Genomic DNA, 16,858 nt, shown 5'->3' with positions numbered 1-16,858 from the left:
CGATGCTGATAGGTGCGTATGACGTGCATGCCCCATTGATACTGGGGGGCGACCGCAGTGAGGCCGAAGTCCTGGGTGCTTCTGTCTGGCTGTGGATGCATTCGCCACAGCACCGGGATCTGCCATTGCATGCGTTGCCCACGGTATTGTTGCCGATTATCAAACACCAGCACTATATGCTGGTCAGCCGGGGTACACAGCCGCTGTTTTTCCTCAGTTGGATGTGGCTGAGCGCGGAGGCGGAAGCGCGCTATCTCACGCAACCGGCCATTCTGGTGCAGGAAGATGACTGGGCCAGCGGCGATCGCCTGTGGCTCCGCGACTGGATCGCGCCGTTTGGCGATGTCCGGGCGATGCGCCGCCTGGTAGGGGCCGTGCTGTTCCCTGAGCACTGTTTTCGTTCCCTTTATCACCGTGGCGCACAACGCGGTAAACGCGTGATGAATTTCAAGGGTGACCAGGTTAGTCATGCGCAGGCTCGCGCCTGGCGGGCCGCCAACCCATTATCTGTTTCTCTACCCGAATACCCGCAAGACCAATCAAGGATGTTGCCGTGAACAAGAATTTATACCGACTCATTTTCAACCAGGCGCGTGGCATGCTGATGGTGGTGCCCGATATCGCCGGGGCTGGCCGTGCTGGGACCGCATCGTCGCCGTCGGGTACCGGTCATACCCTCAGCCAGATGATAGGTAAAGTTCATGGACTGAGTTTTGCGGTGCTACTGGCCTTGGGGGCTATACAGCCGGTGCAGGCCAATATCGTGGCCGATGGCAGTGCGCCGGGCAACCAGCAGCCGACCATCATCAGCAGTGCCAACGGCACGCCGCAGGTCAATATCCAGACGCCAAGCGCCGAGGGCGTTTCGCGCAACGTCTACAGCCAGTTCGACGTGGATAACAAGGGCGTGGTGCTCAACAACAGCCACCTCAACACCCAGACCCAGATCGCCGGGATGGTGACCGCCAACCCGTGGCTGGCAAAAGGCGAAGCCAAAGTGATCCTCAACGAGGTCAACGCCCGTGATCCGAGCCAGTTGAACGGCTTTATTGAAGTGGCCGGGCAGAAAGCGCAGGTGGTGATCGCCAACCCGGCAGGTATCACCTGTAGCGGTTGTGGCTTTATCAACGCCAACCGCGCCACGCTCACCACTGGTCAGGCGCAGATGACCAACGGCCAACTGACCGGCTATAACGTCGAACGCGGTGAAATCGTCATACAGGGCAAGGGGCTGGACAGCAGCCTGCAGGATCATACCGATCTGATCGCCCGTTCGGTCAAAATCAATGCCGGGCTGTGGGCCAGCGATCTGGCGGTGACCACCGGGCGCAACCAGGTGGATGCCGCACATCAAACAGTCGCAGCAAAGACCGCTGACGGCAGCCCGCGCCCACAGGTGGCGGTGGATGTATCCCAACTGGGCGGTATGTACGCCAATAAAATCCGCCTGCTGGGCACCGAGGCCGGGGTGGGCGTGCACAACGCCGGGGCGCTCAATGCGATTGCCGGTGACGTGGTGGTCAATGCCGACGGCACACTCACCAACAGCGGGGCGATGACCGCTTCTCAGGCCGTCCAGGTGACGACCACTGGGGATATCACCAACAGCGGCAAGCTGTACGCCGGGGCAGATACCCAGGTGCAGAGCCGTGGCGCACTGACCAACAGCGGGATTGTGGCCGCACAGGGTAACACCACACTCACCGCAGCCAGCATTAACAGCACCGCACAAGGGGTGTTGGCAGCGGGGATGGCCAGCGATGGCAAACTCGGCAGCAGCGGCAACCTGACCCTCAACAGCCAGGGGCAACTCACCGCCAACGGGCAAAACTCGGCAGCGGGCCAACTTTCCGCCACCGGCACCGCGCTGGATCTCAGCGGCAGCCAGACCTATGGCAATAACATCGATCTTCAGGCCACGGTGGGCGATATCAGCACCGCCGGGGCCAATCTGGCAGCAACGCAAACACTTTCCGCACGTACCGGCGGGATGCTCAATAACGACGGCGGTAAACTCAGTGCCGACCAGCTTGCACTGACCGCCAAGGCCCTCTCCAACCAGCAGGGTACCGTGCAGCAGCTCGGGCAGCAGGATCTGACGCTGTCCCACGCCAGCAGCATCAACAACCGTGCAGGCACTATCGCCAGTAATAGTAAAAACCTGACGCTCAATACCGCCAACCTCAACAACCAGCAGGGTACGATTGTACATGCCGGTGACGGTGCGTTGACCATTCAGGCTGCGAAGATGAACGGTGATAAGGGCGCTGTACTGTCCAACGGCAGTCTGGCGCTCAGCGGTACCCAACTGCAACTGGATAACACCACTACCCAGGCGGGAAATATCACCCTTAACGCCGGGAGCTTGTCGCACCGTGGCGGGCAGATGACCCAGACCGGCAGCGGCACGTTGAACCTCAACGTCACCGACCTGTTCGACAATCAGGAGGGGAACATCTTCTCCAACGGCGCGTTATCGCTGACGGCGGGAACCCTGAACAATCAGCAGGGCCAACTGATTGCTGCCGACAAGCACGATCTGACGTTGACCCTGGACGGTGCGCTCAATAACCGTGACGGCCTGATTGCCGCCGATGGCCGTTTGACCTCACTCAGCGGTGCGGTGGACAACACAGGCGGGCTGATGCAGGCGGGTTCAGCACTGAGCTTGAACAGTCGCGGTGCCGAGGTGGTGAACCGCAACAGCGGCGCACAGGGCGGCATTGTCAGCGCAGGTGATATGCAGCTTGCGACCGGTAACCTCGATAACCGCAACGGCCAGATTGCGGCCAGCACCCTGAATGCCCAGACCGGCAATATCAACAATGCCGCAGGCAAAATTCTGGCGGATAAGGGGCTGGCACTCAGCAGCGGTGCTCTCAACAACCAGGCGGGCAGCGTGCAGTCCGGTGCGGCACTGACGCTGAACACCCACGGCCAGACGATAGATAACTCGGCAGGCGGATTGATCGGCGCAACCGGGGCGCTGTCGCTCTCCAGCGGTGCGTTGGATAACCGCCAGGGCAAACTGGTGGGCGGTGGTGATACGCAGTTGCATACCGGGTTACTGGATAACCGGGGCGGCCAACTGGCTTCTCTCAGTCATTTGTCACTGTTTAACACCGGCCTGCTCAATGATGACGGCGGTTTGCTGCAAAGTGCGGCGGATCTGCTGATCGACACTCAAGGTGGAACCCTCAGCAACACCCACAGCGGTGACCAGGGCGGCATTACCAGCCAGGGTTCGCTGACGCTTAACACTGGCCTGCTCGACAATCAGCAGGGTGTGCTGATCAGTAACCAGCAACTGACTCTGACCTCCGGGGCCGTCAATAACCTGCAGGGCCAGATCGCCGCACTGGGCAGTATCAATGCCCTGACGCAGGCGCTGAATAACGCCTGGGGTACCTTGCAGTCCGGTCAGGATATGCAATGGAATACTCAAGGCTTTGCGCTCGATAACCAGCACGGCACCCTCAGTGCGCAGGGTGATCTGTCGCTGACCACCGCCGAGGTGAACAATCAGCACGGGTTGCTAGCCTCCGGCGGAGCGATGGCGCTCAATACCGCCGCGTTCGATAACAGCCAGCTAGGCAACCTGTTCAGCAAAGGCACATTGGATCTCACCGCCTGCCAAATCAACAACCAGCAGGGCCAGATCCAGGCGCTGGGCAATATGGCGCTTAACGCGGCTCAATCGGTGATCGACAACGGGGCCGGGCTGATCCAGGGGGCGCTGAATGTCACCCTGAACGCTGCCAGCATCTTCAACCAGAATACTCTCGATGCACAACATGGCATCCAGGGCGGCAGCCTGACGCTGAATGCGGTGGATGTCGATAACAGCCAGGGTGCGCTGCGCGTGGATAATGCGCTGATGCTCAACCTGAGCGGCAGCCTGAACAATACCTCGGGATTGTTGAGTGCACAGAACAGCCTGCACACCCAGGCACAACAGATCACCAATAGCGCCGGTGCCATGGAAGCGGGTCAGCAACTCACGTTGAACAGCGGTTCCCTGACTGGCGACGGCTCGCTGCTGTCGCTGGGCGATATGTCGCTCACGTTGGCGCAGGATTTCTTCAATACCGGATCAGTCCAGGCGGGCCATGACCTGAGCTTGACCACCCAGGGCACTCTGACCAACCAGTCGCTGATCCAGGCAGGTAACCAACTGGATCTGACCGCCACTAACCTGTTCAACAGCGCCAACGCGGAAATCAGTGCAGGCACCACGCAACTCACCGCCACCCAGACCTTGACCAACTACGGCCTGATTGACGGTTTCTATACCCGCCTCAACGGCACCACCGTCAACAATATCGGCAGTGGCCGTATTTACGGCGATGCGCTCGCTATCCAGGCTGGGACATTGAACAACCTGGCGGAGAACGGTCAGGCGGCGACGATTGCCGCCCGGCAACGGCTGGATATCGGTGTCGGCACCCTCAACAACTACGACCATGCGCTGATTTACAGCGATGGATTTATGGCGATTGGCGGGGCGCTGGATGGTAACTATCAGGCCATCGGTCAGGGCGGGGTGCTGAACAATCACAGTTCCACCATTGAGTCCGCCGGGGATATGGCGCTCAATATCGGGCAAATCAACAACGTCAACGACCACTTCTCGCTGGAAAACGTGCTGGTTTCCCAGGAGCAGATCTCCGAATACGAAGTCGCCCGCCTCAATAACGGCGTGCGTTACAACGACAAGGATTACACCATCTACATCTACCAGGATGAAGTGAACGTCCTGTGTATTGAAGGGGTGATCTGCCACACCACCGACGGTGACCGTTTTACCCATTACGACTACACCCGCACCATCACCGAAGATCGCGTAAAAGAGTCTGACCCGGCCAAAATCATTGCTGGCGGCAACCTCAGCATCAATGCGGGCAGTGTGCTCAATGACAAGAGCCAGATCATCGCCGGTGGCGCACTCGCGCTGCAGGCCGGGACGCTGGATAACGTCGAGGTGGAAGCCAACCGCCAGATCAACGACGTCGGTGTTGCCACCTACTATTCACGCCATCAGAGTAAAGGCGGTGACTCCTCCAATGTCGACGACGTCGATTACCAGCCACCGACGGTGATCCAGGCCATCACGCTGAAGCCGAGCACCCTGGCGGAATATACCCAGGGCCAGGGCAGCAGTCTGGTGATCGATGCACAGCAAAAAGCCGATATCAATGGCGATATCCAGGGTGCAGCAGGCATTAATGCCGCGCCGATTGCCGGGCCGAGCGCAGGAAACCTGCTGCCGGTGGTACCGGGTGCCATCACCCTGCCTGCGGGCAAAACCTTCGAGGTAAGCCTTGGCGATTCGGGCAAGGTGGTGCGCCTGGTGGGGCCAAACACCCAACTGCCGGACAACAGCCTGTTCCAGGTACGCCCGGACAGCAGCCCGTATCTGGTGGAAACCGATCCGCGCTTCACCAACCAGAAACAGTGGTTGGGCTCGGATTACATGATGAACGCCTTCACCACCGATCCGAACAACGTGCTGAAACGCCTGGGGGATGGCTATTACGAGCAGCGGCTGATCCGCGAGCAGGTGATCGCCCTGACCGGCAACCGTTATCTCGACGGCTTCCAGAACGACGAAGAGCAGTACAAGGCCCTGATGAACAACGGGGTGGAATTCGGCAAGAAATACAACCTGACGTTGGGCGTCGCGCTCACCGCTGAACAGATGGCGCTGCTGACGGGTGATATTGTCTGGCTGGTAGCCCAGACCGTGACGCTGCCTGACGGCAGCACCCAGCAGGTGCTGGTGCCGCAGGTGTATGCCACCGTCAAGGCGGGGGATTTGGACGGCAGCGGCGCGCTGCTGGCCGGGAAAAACGTTGGCCTGAACCTGAGCGGCGATCTGACCAACAGCGGGCGCATCAACGGCCAGCAGAGCACGCAGATCCTGGCGGAGAACATCAACAACCTGGGCGGTCTGATCCAGGGTAACGATGTGGCGCTGAAAGCGCGTACCGATATTAATAACGTCGGCGGCGTGATCGCCGGGCAACAAAGCCTGGTGGCGACCGCCGGGCGGGATATCAACGCCATCACCACCACCCGCAGCGCCGAGAGCGCCGGTGGCGATTTTGCACGTAATACGCTGGACCGCGTCGCCGGGCTGTATGTGCAGCAACCGGATGGCACGCTGGCGCTGCAAGCCGGGCGCGATGTGAATCTAACGGCGGCGCAGGTGGTCAACAGCGGCGAAGGCGGAACCACCTCTATTACGGCGGGGCGTGACCTGAACCTCAATACCGTCACCACCGGCAGCAAAGACAACCTCAACTGGGGCGACAACTGGCAGCACCACTCCAGCAGCCAGCAGGTCGGCAGCGAAATCGTCGGTGCAGGAAACGTGCAACTGGGTGCCGGACACGATGTCAATATCACCGCAGGCAACGTCTCTGCCGGTGAAAAACTCAGTGTGGCGGCAGGTAACGATATCAACATTCAGCATGGCCTTGACACCAACACGCTGGATCAGCATTACAAGGCCACCGGCAGCAGCGGCATGCTCTCGAAAACCACCACCGAGTTGCGTGACACCATTAGCCAACAGACTGTCAATGGCAGCCAGTTGAGTGGCGACAGCGTGAGCATGCAGGCCGGACGTGATTTGACCGTCACGGGCAGCAGCGTGGCCGCTACGCAAGATGTGGCTCTTTCCGCCGGTAACAATCTGAGCCTGCAGGCGGCAACCGAGCAGCGGGATGAAACCCATATGCTGCAGGAGAAGAAAAGCGGGCTGTCCGGCACCGGCGGGATTGGGTTCAGCTACGGCACCAATGACACCAAAACCACCGATGACGGCAAATCCCAGACCAGCGTCGGCAGCACCGTGGGCAGCACCCAGGGGAATGTGACCCTGAATGCAGGTAATAATCTGACGGTGAAAGGCTCTGATGTGCTGGCCGGAAAAGATATCAATCTGACCGGCAAGGAAGTCAATGTCCTCGCCGCAGAAAACCAGAGCCAACAGAAGCATGTAGTGGAGCAGAAACAGAGCGGCCTGACGCTGGCGCTCTCCGGCACGGTGGGCAGTGCGGTGAGTTCGGCAGTCTCCAGCGCCAACGACGCCAGCAAAGAAAGCAGTGGGCGTCTTGCTGCCTTGCAGGGAATGAAGTCGGCGCTAAGCGGTGTACAGGCCGCCCAGGCTAATGAATTGCGCAACGCTGGGGATGAAAACACCAGCCTGGTGGGGCTGAACCTCTCCTACGGCAGCCAGTCGTCGAAATCTGAGCAGACTACCGTGCAATCGCAGAGCCAGGGCAGCACCCTGACCGCAGGCAACAATCTGAATATCCGCTCAACCGGTACCGATATCAACGTTCAGGGCAGCCAATTGCAGGCCGGGAAGGATATCAACCTGAATGCGGCGCGGGACGTCAATCTGCTTTCCGCCCAGAACACCCAAACGGTGGATGGCAAGAACGAAAGCCACGGCGGATCTGTCGGTGTGGGCGTGAACTTCGGTCAGGGCAAAAACGGCCTGACGCTGAACGCCAGCGCCAACAAAGGTAGCGGCTCTGAGAGCGGCAATCTGCTGACCCACACAGAAACCACGCTGAACGCCGGTAACAATCTCAATATCACCAGCGGGCGCGACACCACGCTGACCGGGGCACAGGTGAGCGGTGAGAAGGTGACGATGGATGTGGGTCGCAACCTGACGCTCACCAGTGAGCGCGACAGCGACAACTACGACTCGAAGCAACAGAATGCCAGCGCGGGTGGCAGCGTCGGGTTCGGCTCTGCCAGTGGTTCGATCAATCTGAGTCGCGACAAGATGCACTCGACCTACGACAGCGTGCAGGAGCAGACCGGGGTCTTTGCCGGGAAAAGTGGCTTTGATATCACCGTGGGTGAGCATACCCAGTTGAACGGGGCGGTCATCGGTTCGACAGCGACGGCAGACAAGAATAAACTCGATACGGGTACGCTGGGCTTCAGCAATATCGAGAACCAGGCCGAGTATGATGTTGAGCACCAGAGTGTGGGTATCAGCTCGGGTGGGAATATTGGCGGACAGTTCGCAGGGAATATGGCGAATGGCCTGCTGACCGGGGTGAATGGTAGCGGTAGCGCCAGTTCAACGACTCAGTCGGCAGTGAGTGAAGGCACCATTACTATCCGTGACAAAGATAAGCAGACCCAGAACGTCGAGGATCTCAGTCGCGATGTGGAAAATGCCAACCCTGGGCTGGAAAAAATCTTCGATAAGGAGCGCGAGCAAAATAGACTCAAAGAAGCGCAGCTGATAGGGGAGATCGGGAGTCAGGTCAGTGATATCGTGCGCACGCAAGGGCAGATAGAAGCCACCAAAGCGGCGAACGACAAGATGCAGAATGTGACGCAGGCCGACCGTGATGCCGCCGAGAAACAGTGGCGGAAAGATCACCCAGGGCAGGAACCAAAGGCTGAGGATATTAACAGCCAGATCTACCAGACAGCGTATAACAAGGCGTTTAACAACTCTGATTTTGGGACAGGGGGCAAAGTCCAGCGAGCGGTACAGGCGGCGACGGCAGCAGTGCAGGGCTTGGCCGGGGGTGACCTGTCGAAAGCGTTGGCGGGGGCGAGTGCACCTTATATCACCAACATCATTGCCGATAGTCTGCGGGATGATCCTGCTGCACGAACCCTGGCACATGCTGCTGTGAACGCTGCCCTCGCGGCTGCCCAAGGCAATAATGCGTTGGTAGGAGCAGATGGTGCAGTCACCGGTGAATTGATGGGCATGATTGCGATCAATGCTTATGGTAAACCGGTTAGTGAGCTGAGCGAGACAGAGAAACAGACGATCACAGCGCTGGCGACATTGGCGGCAGGGTTAGCGGGTGGTTTGATAGGCAACAGCACAGCGGATGTGATAGCAGGAGCACAGACCGGACAAACGGTGGTTACCAATAACTCGCTGAGTGGTGATGCGGCGCGTGAAACTGTTAAACAGACAGCAAATACCTTGAAAGATCAGGTGAGGGAGAAACTGGGCGAAGGTACTCTCTCTTCTATCGTTAACAGCATTATCGGTGCGGCGGCAGATACTGGCGATGCGGTATTAGGTACGGCGGATTACGGTGCTGATGCGGCGATGGCGCTTACCTCCTGCGCCATGGGCGATAGTTACTGTACTCAGGCATTAAACGATCTGGCGGGTAAAAATCAGGCTGCGGCTGATACACTGAAAGCTCTGATGAAGAGTGAAACCTGGGAAGCTGTTGCCGGGCAGGTGAAAGAAGCCGCGCAAGGTAACCAGCTTGCGTTGGAAGCCACAGGAGGAATGTTGGCGGGGCTGTTCCTGCCTGGCAAGAAATTACCTGATGGCGTTGCTGGTACAGGAAAAATCCCAGTTCTTCAAAAAAATAGTGATGGAATAACGGAGGTAAAAGTTAGCTCGACTCCTCTGGAAGGCCATGACCGCTTAAACACGCCAGATGTAAATGGTAACGGGAAGTATAACCCAGCAGAAGCTGCGGCTGCTGCAAGGTTGGAAGGTGTTCTTGGGCCGTTGGAAAGAGCGCCTGATACAGGTGGAAAAACAGCTGATTTTATTATTAGCACCGGGCCTAATGCTGGGAAAACGGTTGACTTTATGTATACGACAAAGAATTTGTCTCAGAAAGAGATTGATGGGATTAACAAATTTTTTGAAAAAAATATGACTACCCCCTTAAAGACGGGAGACATTCCAGGAGGCCAGAAACAAATTCTTGAGCATCTGGAAAAAGCAGACATAGTTCCTGTTGATTTTACAGTGTTAACACCGTCAAACCAGAAGGTTTTTATGGACTACATAAAAACTTTACCTAAAAATCAACAAAGTAAAATCATCATTATGAGGTGATTATGGGTTCTTTCGTTAACGTGGGATATAAGCCACCATATAATGGCAGCTATCAAGGGAAAGGTCTTACCATAGGCCTTAATAGAACATGGTCTAATGCTTTAGAGGTATTGTTTGACGATGCTTTGCAGGAACGTTATCCAGACATGCATGAAAAGATAATGTTGTATTTACCATTAGATCAAATAACGTTAGCTGAGTTGGAAAAAGAGGAGTTCAATGTGGCTGTAAAAGCTATTCGGGAGTGTATTAACAGCCGAATGGAGCCAACCCAAGGCCAACTCTTCCAGAAGCGAGTATGGGAAGAGGAAATAGAGCCCCTTATTCAGCAAGATGAGCGTTATCAAAAACAAAGTTAAGGTAGGAACCCCGGCCAACTGGCCGGGGTTCTTGCATCTAAGCCCTAAATCCCCCATCTTCCCACCGCTGCAACCGGAGCACACCGGGCGCAGCGGTCACTTCCAGTTGTTCAGCGCTGGCAATGCCGGACTCGGTGAGCCAGTCGCCGCCGATAATCACCTCGCCGTTCTCCCGAACCCAATCCGCCCCCAAATCTTGCCGGTCTTGGCTGGCTTCGCAGAGTTCATTCCAGGTAGCTTGTCGGTGACGACAGTGATCCAGAGCGTATGATGCTGGAGCGTCAGTTGTAACGGGGGGCCGGGTTCGGCCTGCCGCCGCGGAGAAAACCCGGAAAAGCGGTAATGGCAGCGGCTGACGCCGCTGCTATGATGTGGGTGCAGTTGCTCTTTAACAGGTTGGGGAAAATGGCGTCACGGGCGTAAAAGTCGCGTCGGGGCAAAAAGTTGGTGGTGTGAAAATGCACTGGCGAAAAGTTGTTGTAACTGGCTGACTGTACAGGGGAAACGTGAGTTAACCTGGGGATCGAACGTCGGACTGCTTATTAAGGAAAAAGAACAAAACCGGCTGAAAGAAGCACAGTTGATCGGTGAAATCGGCAGTCAGGCGGCTGATATTGCACGAACGCAGGGGGATATCAACGGGCTCAAAGCCGCGAAAGAGAAGTACCCGGATAAGACAGCCGAGCAACTGCGTGAAACCAAAGAATATAAAGATGCCATGAAGCAATATGGCACCGGTAGCGCGTTACAGCAGGGTATTCAGGCGGCAACGGCGGCCATTCAGGGACTGGCCGGTGGTGATATGGCTAAAGCCTTGGCGGGAGCCAGTGCGCCGTATCTGGCGGAGGTCATTCACAACATGACCACCAGTGCGGACGGCAAGACAGTGAATACCGAAGCCAACCTGATGGCCCATGCGGTGCTGGGTGCGGTGACTGCGGCAGTTAATGGCAACAGCGCATTAGCGGGAGCATCCGGCGCGGTAATGGGTGAATATATCGCCCAGCAGATGTACCCTGGCATCGAGCGTAAAGATCTGACTGAAGAGCAACGGCAGACAATCAGCGCCCTGGGAACCCTGGCAGCAGGTTTGGTCGGTGGTATTGTGGGTGACAGCACGGCTGACGCTGTAGCGGGAGGACAGGCCGGGAAGAACGCGCTTGAGAACAATAACCTTGGCATAGGGTCAGACCTTGGGTTTTGGTTAGGGAAAACACCGGATTGTGATACAGCGTGCAAAACTGACATTGCCAAAGGTGTCGCGAACGGTAACCTGATTGTTTCTGCTGGTATAGGTGCTGCAGCAGGTGGAGCCTTGATCGTTGCGGCTTCGCCGGAAATAGCTGCTGCAGCCAAAGCAGCACTGGAAGGGTGTAAGAGTGCCCCAGCAATTTGTCTCAACAACGCAGGATTGCAAATAGCTGAAGCAGTTACACCGGGTGGTGTAGGTGCAGCAGGTGCTATTGGCGTTGGTAAAACTGTTGCAGAAGCAGCAGCGGCAAAGGCTGAAGCGGTTGCGGCTAATGTAGCGAAGAACACAACAGGAACTGTCTTTGATTCAATTAAAGCTACTCAGCCTGCAATTCCTGGAACATCAATTCCCAAATCTTTTGAATTAACGGTAGATGGGCAAACTATCTGGGTAAACCCAAATGCAACCAAGCATATGGGTGAATACTTAACCCGAAATGGTTTGTCTCACAGTACAAGCGAAGGGAGTCAAGCAATGTTGACTAGTCTTCAAAGTGCTGTTAGAGATGCATCCTCTCAGGGAATTAAGTTTAATGAAATGATGCAAGTTGGGCGTTGGGAGTTGGTATTTAGTCAACGACCGACAGATCCTTATCCAGTATTGAAACATGCGTTGTATAAATAATGAACATAATCATTGATTCTGTAGTCAAAGAACACAATAACGTAACTATTGATATTGATGGTTACGTTCCCCTTGACATTAAACTGGTTGACTCTAAAGGTAAAGCACCTCTTTACTGGCGAGTTGGCGATGGTAGCAAAAGCTTGCTTGAGCTGGCCGTATTACCGGAAAATGGTTTTTTATCTGCGGTTACGCTAGTAATGATGGATGCCAACTCTATCCATAAAGTAAAGGATAGCCAGGTTGAGTTATCGTGTGAAGAATCTGGGGTGCCGATTGTTAATTTAGACTTATGGGGGGATTCGGCCAACAACGAATTTTCACAGCGCTTTATCGATAACTTTAAATGTGATATGCAAGTATATGTATCTGAAGATACCATTTTAATCAAAATAATTGAAAATGATAATATCAACTGGATACATTGTGGCGGTGGTTTTTACTTGGGTTTAAATGAGGGAAAAAGTATTACTAGCTTATTCATAAATAGCCTAACACAAGTAGATGTAGCCAATTTCACAGAGTCAGTTTGCTAAATTAACCCCGCCATCAATGGTGGGGTTTTATTATATAGATCAGTTGAGTTCCCTTCACTTTTCAGCCTAATGTGAAGGGAGTTCCGCAATGTATTTTCCCCTGGGAATATGCCAAAAATGGGGCATTTATTTGGCGCAATACCAAGATTTTTCTAATGGGTAATCTGTCATCCTTAAAACAGACAAGGGAAGCTAATTAATGTCATTATATTCAGAAAAATTGTTATCCATATGTAGCCATGATATATCCTCATGCAAGGGGGACAAGGTGATTTCTAGCTTACCTAATTATCCACTGGTAGGTGAGCTAATAAATCTTTTAAACAAAAAAAATGGATTTTATGGTTTTGAGTCAGCTTTGCATGTTTTTCCTTTTGAGACTGTAGGTAATGACATCGGGGTTCTTGACTGGAATGAAAGTGGTTTATGGATTGACTTTTATGACGATCTCGCACGCGATGCCATTTTTTTCGCTGAGGATGTTTTTGGTGGGCAATTTTGTATCAAACAAAATGGAATATACTCGTTTGAGCCTGAAACAGGTTCTTTTGAGTATCTTGCAAACGATATAGATGAATGGTGTAAAACCATACTGGAAGAGTACAGTGTATTAACAGGTTACCCATTAGCTAATGCATGGCAGAATACGCACGGCTCAATACCTGCTGGTTATCGGTTAGTACCGAAGATACCGTTTGTTGTTGGTGGCGGATACGAGATAGATAATCTTTATCTGGAAAAATCTGTTGTGGCAATGAAAGCAAGAGCGAATATTGCATTGCAGATAAGGGATGTTCCTGATGGTGGTAGCATCAAGTTGAATTTGGTTGATTAGCTATAAAACCGATCTGTCAAGGGAGGTTCCAACCCTTTGAGCGGTCCGTAAAGGCTTCTAAGCCCTAAATCACCCATTCGTTTACCTTTGCAACCTGATCACACCAAGCGTAGTGATGGTCTCGGAACTGTAAATGGTTCGGTTGGTGCTGCGTTGGGCAGAAATTTATCGATGATGAAGTGCAGGACATCAGAAATGGAAAATAAGAAGATAGATATAAAAATTTTTTCCTATCTAGTTATATCTTTCATTGCATCAATGATACTCCTGTTTTTTTCGTTAAATTTGGTGTTTAGTGTTGTTCATTTTTTCAAGAAAGGATTTTTTAGCTTTACTTGGGAGAAGGTAATGGATTGTTTTATATTGGGAATTATAACTGGACCTATCGCAGCGTTAGGGATCTGGTTGATGCTTAGATTCAGGATGCGATAGTAAGAATCCCAACCACTGTTTTTGACTTCTATGTCCTTTTTACCGCCGCTGTAGCCTGATCACTCTAGGCACAGCGGTCATCTTCAGTTGTTCAGCGCTGGCAATGCCGGACTCGGTGAGCCAGTCGCCGCCGATAATCACTTCGCCGTTTTCACTCTCCCAAGTCCTGCTGCTGTTGGTTGGCCTCGCAGAGTTGTTTTCACGTTGCCTCATCAGTGAACTGGTGTGTAAAGCTGGAACGCCATTATGGCATCGCAGCCCTCGCGGTTGGTTTCTAAGATGCAACTCTGAATTCTTATCCAAACTGTTCAACGGCGCTGTTTTCAGCAGGTTCATGCATCAAGCCGAGAAAGTACTTCTTCCTTCATTTGCAGGTTAGCTTCGACATAGCGATGTGTCGTATTCGCGCTCTCGTGACCAAGCCATAAAGCGATGAGATTGAAGGAAACACCGCTTTGCAAGAGATGCATGGCCGTCGTGTGCCTGAGGATGTGTGGTGATACTTTCCTAGTCTTCAAACTGGGTTGAATGACGGCGGCTCGATTGACCGCAAGTGCCAAACGTTGTGTCACATTCGCTAGCATCATCGTCTGGCCAGACCGGCCCGGAAGCAATGCCGCATCACCGCGCATATTTGGGTTGGTACCGAACGGTGTGTTTAACCCCTACACCGGTATTAAAACCAATATTCTGTTCTTCACCAAAGGTCAGCCGACTAAACAGGTATGGTTCTATGAGCACCCGTACCCGGACGGCGTAAAGAACTACAGCAAAACCAAACCGATGAAGTTTGAAGAATTCCAGGCGGAAATCGATTGGTGGGGCAATGAAGCCGACGGCTTTGCCAGCCGTGAAGAGAACAATCTGGCGTGGAAAGTCAGCATCGACGATATCATCGCCCGCAACTTTAACCTCGATATCAAGAACCCGTACCAGGGCGAAACCATCAGCCACGATCCTGACGAATTACTGGCACAGTACCAGACGCAGCAGGCTGAAATCAGCGAATTGCGTAACCAGCTACGTGACATTCTTGGTGCGGCGCTGGCAAGCAACAAGGGGGCGCACTGATGACCGTTGAGAAGCTGATCACCGACCATATCGATATCTGGTCCTCTGCGCTGCAAACCCGCTCCACGGCCGGGCGTGGCAGTAACGGCAAAATCGACCTCTACGGCATTAAAAAACTGCGCGAGCTGATTCTGGAGCTGGCGGTGCGCGGCAAACTGGTGCCCCAGGATCCGAATGATGAACCGGCGTCTGAGTTACTAAAGCGTATTGCTGCCGAGAAAGCGGAGCTGGTAAAGCAAGGGAAAATTAAAAAGCAGAAGCCGCTGCCGGAAATTAACGAGGATGAAAAGCCGTTTGAATTGCCGGAGGGGTGGGATGTAATACGTTTGGGAGAAATAGCTACAAAAATCGGTTCAGGAAGTACCCCTAGAGGAGGACAAAGTACCTATGTTTCTTCTGGAGTCACTTTTTTACGCTCTCAGAATATTTGGAATGATGGGCTAAAGTTGGATGATGTAGTATTTATTACGTCTGAGGTTCATTCTCAAATGGATGGCTCTCAGGTTGAAGCGTTCGATATATTGTTAAATATCACTGGTGCATCTTTAGGACGCTGTGCCATTTACCCAAATAACGTTGGTGAAGCGAATGTTAATCAACACGTGACAATTATTAGGTTAATTGAAAAAGAAATGATTAGTTTTCTTCATTTAGCCATTACATCCCCTGTAATACAAAAATTAATATGGGGACGTCAAGTGGGAATGGCAATCGAAGGTCTTAGTAAAAAAACCCTTGAGCTTTTTGAAATTCCAGTTCCACCATTATTAGAACAATTAAGAATTGTTAATAAAGCACGTGACTTAATGTTCCTCTGCGACCAACTGGAACAACAATCACTAACCAGTTTGGACGCACATCAGCAACTGGTGGAAACCCTGTTGGTAACACTGAGCGATAGCCTAAATACCGAAGAACTCGCTGAAAACTGGGCGCGAATCAGCCAGCACTTCGACACGCTGTTTACCACCGAAGCCAGTATCGACGCGCTTAAGCAAACCATTCTGCAACTGGCCGTGATGGGTAAACTGGTGCCGCAAGATCCTAACGACGAACCGGCTTCTGAATTGCTTAAACGTATTGAGCAGGAGAAAGCGCAACTGGTGAAAGAAGGAAAAATTAAAAAACAAAAACCGTTGCCGCCAGTGAGTGATGAGGAAAAACCGTTTGAGTTGCCGGAGGGGTGGGAGTGGTGTCGACTGCCTGATCTTGGTGAATTAGCTAGAGGTAAATCTAAACACCGACCTAGAAATGATCCTACATTATACGTAGATGGTAAGTATCCTTTAGTGCAAACAGGAGATGTTTCACGTTCGAATGGGACTATTAAGACATTTACGGCGTTGTATAATGAATTGGGCGTTAAGCAGAGCCGATTTTGGCCGAAAGGGACTTTATGTATCACTATCGCAGCAAACATTGCAGACTCGGGAATATTAGAGTTTGACGCTTGTTTTCCTGATAGTGTCGTGGGCTACTCCCCATTTATTTCAGAGATCCCTGTTAAATATTTCGATTTTTTTATGAGAACAATGAAGTCGTCATTAGAAAAATATGCCCCCTCAACAGCTCAAAAAAATATTAATTTAGATATTCTTAGCCAAGTATTTGTGCCATGCCCACCACTTAATGAGTTCGAACGAGTTGTTAGAAAAGTGGAAGCATTATTTTCTCTTTTGGACCAATTAAAATCCCGCCTGCAATCCGCCCAGCAAACCCAGCTCCACCTAGCGGATGCGCTCACTGACGCAGCATTAAACTAAGGAACAGACGATGCGTAAGCGTCCGGCGAACTCATATTGTTAACAAAACTCTGCTGCCACATGCTGCCTTCATTCAATACAACGAACCTGAGGCAAAATATGGCAAAACAGTATTCTCACAGTG

General features: G+C 53.1%; 10 protein-coding genes and 1 pseudogene. 9 read left to right on the top strand and 2 right to left on the bottom strand.

All coding sequences use genetic code 11. The features are described from left to right. Nucleotides 1-2: 2 nt before the first annotated feature. From WG891_RS25160 to WG891_RS25130, 7 genes are all read left to right on the top strand, one after another. Nucleotides 3-557: a toxin-activating lysine-acyltransferase gene (locus WG891_RS25160; RefSeq protein WP_337264897.1), complete on the top strand. Its 555-nt coding sequence runs from the start codon at nucleotides 3-5 to the stop codon at nucleotides 555-557. Beyond that, on the top strand, nucleotides 554-9,862 hold the full coding sequence (locus WG891_RS25155) for a hemagglutinin repeat-containing protein (protein ID WP_337264896.1): 9,309 nt from the start codon (nucleotides 554-556) through the stop codon (nucleotides 9,860-9,862). The genes WG891_RS25160 and WG891_RS25155 overlap by 4 nt, the downstream gene beginning before the upstream one ends. A gap of 2 nt (nucleotides 9,863-9,864) precedes the next feature. Further along, complete coding sequence (locus WG891_RS25150; protein ID WP_337264895.1) at nucleotides 9,865-10,221, top strand: hypothetical protein; 357 nt, start codon at nucleotides 9,865-9,867, stop codon at nucleotides 10,219-10,221. Between the two features lie 31 nt (nucleotides 10,222-10,252). Next, the gene (locus WG891_RS27145; RefSeq protein WP_443006353.1) at nucleotides 10,253-10,492 is read left to right on the top strand and encodes a hypothetical protein; all 240 of its coding nucleotides are present in this window, start codon (nucleotides 10,253-10,255) and stop codon (nucleotides 10,490-10,492) included. Between the two features lie 309 nt (nucleotides 10,493-10,801). After that, a complete protein-coding gene (locus tag WG891_RS25140; RefSeq protein WP_337264894.1) occupies nucleotides 10,802-12,097 on the top strand; it encodes a VENN motif pre-toxin domain-containing protein in 1,296 nt (431 codons plus the stop codon). Continuing rightward, nucleotides 12,097-12,633, top strand: a complete 537-nt coding sequence (locus WG891_RS25135; protein ID WP_337264893.1) for a hypothetical protein — start codon at nucleotides 12,097-12,099, stop codon at nucleotides 12,631-12,633. The genes WG891_RS25140 and WG891_RS25135 overlap by 1 nt, the downstream gene beginning before the upstream one ends. A 268-nt stretch (nucleotides 12,634-12,901) precedes the next feature. Next, nucleotides 12,902-13,468 (top strand): SMI1/KNR4 family protein, encoded by a 567-nt coding sequence (locus WG891_RS25130; protein ID WP_337264892.1) that lies wholly within the window; start codon nucleotides 12,902-12,904, stop codon nucleotides 13,466-13,468. A 471-nt stretch (nucleotides 13,469-13,939) separates the two neighbouring features. Here WG891_RS25130 and WG891_RS25125 read toward each other — a convergent pair whose 3' ends face one another. Together WG891_RS25125 and WG891_RS25120 are read right to left on the bottom strand one after the other, a co-directional pair. After that, nucleotides 13,940-14,113, bottom strand: a complete 174-nt coding sequence (locus WG891_RS25125; RefSeq protein ID WP_337264891.1) for a hypothetical protein — start codon at nucleotides 14,111-14,113, stop codon at nucleotides 13,940-13,942. Nucleotides 14,114-14,232: 119 nt separating this feature from the next. Then, a complete protein-coding gene (locus WG891_RS25120) occupies nucleotides 14,233-14,484 on the bottom strand; it encodes a tyrosine-type recombinase/integrase (protein ID WP_337264906.1) in 252 nt (83 codons plus the stop codon). Between the two features lie 58 nt (nucleotides 14,485-14,542). On the opposite strand from WG891_RS25120, the pseudogene WG891_RS25115 reads away from it, so the two are divergent. Both WG891_RS25115 and WG891_RS25110 read left to right on the top strand, forming a co-directional pair. Beyond that, nucleotides 14,543-14,971: pseudogene (locus WG891_RS25115) on the top strand (N-6 DNA methylase); the annotation flags it as partial. Then, a complete protein-coding gene (locus WG891_RS25110) occupies nucleotides 14,971-16,734 on the top strand; it encodes a restriction endonuclease subunit S (protein ID WP_337264890.1) in 1,764 nt (587 codons plus the stop codon). The pseudogene WG891_RS25115 and the gene WG891_RS25110, both read left to right, overlap by 1 nt. The last annotated feature ends 124 nt before the right edge of the window (nucleotides 16,735-16,858 follow it).

The organism is Serratia sp. MMO-28, from assembly GCF_037199905.1.
GTDB classification, from domain to species: domain Bacteria; phylum Pseudomonadota; class Gammaproteobacteria; order Enterobacterales; family Enterobacteriaceae; genus Chania; species Chania oryzae.
This window is presented reverse-complemented; position numbering and strand designations above follow the sequence as displayed.

What these genes read in the sequence shown, in the direction of transcription:
- WG891_RS25135 (WP_337264893.1), top strand. Translation starts at nt 12,097, where the DNA reads ATGAACATAATCATTGATTCTGTAGTCAAAGAACACAATAACGTAACT.
- WG891_RS25160 (WP_337264897.1), top strand. Translation starts at nt 3, where the DNA reads ATGCTGATAGGTGCGTATGACGTGCATGCCCCATTGATACTGGGGGGC.
- WG891_RS25110 (WP_337264890.1), top strand. Translation starts at nt 14,971, where the DNA reads ATGACCGTTGAGAAGCTGATCACCGACCATATCGATATCTGGTCCTCT.
- WG891_RS25150 (WP_337264895.1), top strand. Translation starts at nt 9,865, where the DNA reads ATGGGTTCTTTCGTTAACGTGGGATATAAGCCACCATATAATGGCAGC.
- WG891_RS25125 (WP_337264891.1), bottom strand. Translation starts at nt 14,113, where the DNA reads ATGAGGCAACGTGAAAACAACTCTGCGAGGCCAACCAACAGCAGCAGG.
- WG891_RS25120 (WP_337264906.1), bottom strand. Translation starts at nt 14,484, where the DNA reads ATGCTAGCGAATGTGACACAACGTTTGGCACTTGCGGTCAATCGAGCC.